Annotated in this window: 1 protein-coding gene and 1 pseudogene; both read right to left on the reverse strand. The window is 71.4% G+C overall.

All coding sequences use genetic code 11. The annotated features are described in order from the left end of the window. A partial coding sequence (locus ON26_RS03040) for a DUF6928 family protein (RefSeq protein WP_051026590.1) occupies positions 1-705 on the reverse strand: 705 nt, incomplete at its 3' end. A gap of 154 nt (positions 706-859) precedes the next feature. After that, positions 860-1,174 (reverse strand): annotated as a pseudogene (locus tag ON26_RS34395) (septation protein SepH); the annotation flags it as partial.

Consider the following 1,174-nt stretch of genomic DNA (forward strand, 5'->3'; position numbering starts at 1 on the left):
ACCGGCGCCTTGGGCCCGGTCCCGCGCGGCTCGCGGATCCGGCTCGGGCTCGGGCGATTCCAGCGGCGGGTCCTTGGGTATCAAGGTGAATCCGCAGACCGCGATGTCGCGGGGGAGCAGCGCGCCGGCGACCACCGGTGCCCGATATTGGAAGCCGAGCCACCGGCTGTTGGCCTCGTCGGCGAAATCCGGCGGGTCGAAGGGCAGGCACTGCGGGTCGGGCAGCTCGTCGGCACGCCAGAGCACCGGGCGTTCACCGGCCCAGAACGGGCGCTCCCACACCAGCGGCAGCCCGGCGTCGGCCAGGATCTTCATCCGGGAGGAGGAGAAGCAGCGCCGCAATTCGCCGCGCTCCCAGTGCGCGAAGCTGCCCCAGCCCATGCTCGCGTCGAAGGACACCAGGTAGGTGTGATCGGAGGCCAGCGGGCGGACGAGCAGTTCCGGGAGCGTGACCGGGTCGGGCAGGCGGGCCTCGCGGGAGCACACCACGGTCAGGCCGGGATAGCAGCCGATATAGACCTCGTCGGCGTCCGGGCCCGCGCAGCCTGCCAGTGTGCCGATCATCTTCGGCACGATCTCGTAGTCGTCGAACAGTTGCTTGGCCAGCGCTTGTGCCGCACCCGGATCGGGATCGCGGTGTTCCCGCAGCACGGCCGCCGGATCATCGGCGTCGACATACCAGAGCGTCGAGGCAGTGGACACCATCTAGCGGCACCTCCCGAGTGCTGAGCGAGTCCCCTCGCTAACTACCCGCAACCGTACGTTCCATCCGGCGGTTCGGGCGAATCGGATGGTGAAAATGTACTGCGAGCGGGTGGTCGCGGGGGAGAATCGGGGAGATGCCGGTGTGTCCCGTGGTTCAGTGGCCGGAGCTGCGCACTCCGAGCAACACATCCTCCCAGGAGGGCATCGGCGCTTTGCCGCGCTTGGTCCTGGCCGGCTTGGCAACGGCCTTGGCGTCCTTCTCGGCGGGCTCGGGCGTGACCTCGGCCGCGGGCACCTTGGGTGCGGGCGCCTTGACCGGAGCTTCGGCGGCGGGCGCGGGCGTCGCGATCTCGGCGGCCGGGGCCGGCTCCGGCGCGACGGCGCCGTTCGAACCACCGGCCACGGGGGCGGCCGGGGTCGGCGGCGTCACCGGCGCGACCGGGACCGGAACGGCCGGGATGGTCGTCGG

The organism is Nocardia higoensis NBRC 100133 (genome assembly GCF_000308595.1).
Lineage (GTDB): Bacteria > Actinomycetota > Actinomycetes > Mycobacteriales > Mycobacteriaceae > Nocardia > Nocardia higoensis.